Source organism: Bradyrhizobium sp. 139 (assembly GCF_023074175.1).
GTDB lineage: Bacteria > Pseudomonadota > Alphaproteobacteria > Rhizobiales > Xanthobacteraceae > Bradyrhizobium.
Map to the genome: position 1 here is coordinate 1 of NZ_JADPKS010000131.1, position 1,097 is coordinate 1,097.

Annotated in this window: 1 protein-coding gene and 1 pseudogene; one reads left to right on the forward strand and one right to left on the reverse strand. The window is 53.1% G+C overall.

Annotated features, from left to right (window positions below; all coding sequences use genetic code 11):
* Positions 1–501 (forward strand): annotated as a pseudogene (locus IVA80_RS29925) (hypothetical protein); the annotation flags it as partial.
* Between the two features lie 59 nt (positions 502–560).
* Here the strand turns inward: IVA80_RS29925 and IVA80_RS29930 are convergent.
* Positions 561–1,040 (reverse strand): MarR family transcriptional regulator, encoded by a 480-nt coding sequence (locus IVA80_RS29930; RefSeq protein ID WP_247438252.1) that lies wholly within the window; start codon positions 1,038–1,040, stop codon positions 561–563.
* Positions 1,041–1,097: the final 57 nt, after the last annotated feature.

Below are 1,097 nucleotides of genomic sequence, written 5' to 3' on the forward strand. Positions count from 1 at the left end.
TCGCCCGTCTCCCGCCGTTCCCGTGGCCGCATCTCGCTCTCCGCCGAAGCAGTGATACGACACAGAATCACGAATCAAATTTGCAAGGAATCCCCTTTCGAGCGGCCGGTTTCCGGCAAATTGGATTTCCACAGATCGTCGGTTTATGATTCCAAATCAACGGCTTGGGTATTCTTCACGGACGACTCTCTAAGGTGCATAGACTGGATGACGAGCACCGCAGAAGACACCGACAAGGATCTGAAGCCAACGTTTCGCTCACGACTGGCGCGACAAATGAACTGCCCAATACTAATCGTAGCCGGCGGGCGGGGCATTGTCGACGTATCAGAGGCCATCAAGCTACAAGCTGATTGTATAGCGGCACGAATTGATTTGGAGTTAGCTATGCCGCAGATCATGCGGGGATTTTCCGGCGGAAACGTTGAGAACTTCGTCACCTCTGACGACTGCATTTTCAGATGGCTGGAGCAAAAGCTCGCACAAGAGCTACCTCCATAGCGAGAGTTCAGGAACGTTATAGTTCGCCGCCGAGTACAGTCACCAAAAATCGATCGCGCTTACAACACGCCGATGCTCAGTTTTTGCGATGCCAATCGGCTGTTTTTGGCGATCGCGGCTAGCCGCTTGTTGAGGTATTCAAGCGTGGCCTCATCTAGCCCGTCTAACAATGTGGAGTTGAGGGCTTCTCTCTTGATCGACAGCTTCGAGATTTCCGCTCGCGCCCTTTGTGTCAGAGACATTTGGACGAATCTTGCGTCTTGGGGGGATGGTTCACGCGCCAGAAAATCCATCGTTTCTAGCTTCTTTGTTTGGTTGGTAACAAAAGCGGGGTGGATACGCAGTTTACTTGCAACCGCTATCCCCGACACACCGCGTCCCTCATCGAGTTCGTCAATAGCCATCAGGATCAACCACTGTGGCTCGGTTAACCTTAGGATCTGCGCCCAGCTCTTGTGTATTTCCTCCAACTGGGAATGGATTTCGACGACGTTCCAGTGAGCTGGTCCCGGTTGTCTGAACAGATTTTCCGCGTTGATAAGTGGAGCCTCTGCCGGGGTTAGGCTGCCAAGCGGATTGGCAGCGGGGTGAAGTAG